The sequence below is a fragment of the Photorhabdus caribbeanensis genome (genome assembly GCF_018448885.1).
Lineage (GTDB): Bacteria > Pseudomonadota > Gammaproteobacteria > Enterobacterales > Enterobacteriaceae > Photorhabdus > Photorhabdus caribbeanensis.
Genome location: NZ_RCWB01000130.1, coordinates 1 through 711 on the forward strand (window position 1 = coordinate 1; position 711 = coordinate 711).

Annotated in this window: 1 pseudogene; it reads left to right on the top strand. The window is 59.2% G+C overall.

Annotated elements, in window-relative coordinates:
• A pseudogene (locus EAE90_RS23310) lies at positions 1-711 on the top strand (hemagglutinin repeat-containing protein); the annotation flags it as partial.

The following is a 711-nucleotide window of genomic DNA, read 5'->3' on the forward strand; positions in this document are numbered from 1 at the left end:
TGCGCGACCAAATCACCCAGTTGACCGGCCAGCGCTATCTGCCGGGCTACAACAACGACGAAGCGCAGTTTAAAGCGCTGATGGATGCCGGTGTCGCCTTTGGCAAACAGCAACAGTTAACGCCGGGCGTGGCGCTGAGTCCGGCACAGATGGCGCTGCTGACCTCAGACATTATCTGGCTGACTAACCAAACCGTGACCCTGCCGGATGGCACTACCGAGGTAGTGACTGTGCCGCAGGTTTATGCGCGTGTCCGTCAGGGCGACCTGCGCAGTGATGGCGCCTTGCTGGCCGGGAATACCGTGGCGCTCAACAGTCAGGGCGATATCACCAACAGCGGCACGATGAGCGGGCGTGACGTCACTCAACTGATGGCCAACAATTTGACCAACAGCGGCTTTATTCGCGGCGGCAAAGTGGATTTAGCGGCCCAACAGACGCTCACTAACCGGGGCGGCCAGATTCAGGGGGATGACCGGGTGACTCTGAAAGGCCGGGATATCACCAGCGCATCGACCGTGCGCGGAGATGAAGCGAACCGCTGGCTGGACCGTCCGGCAGGCATCTATGTGCAGAACGATAAGGGCGCCTTATCGCTGAGCGCCATTAACAATGTTCAGCTCACCGCCAGTGACGTTAAAAATGCCGGTAAAGACGGTCACACCGAGATAACGGCAGGCCATAACCTGACGCTGGACGCCTTAAGCACGC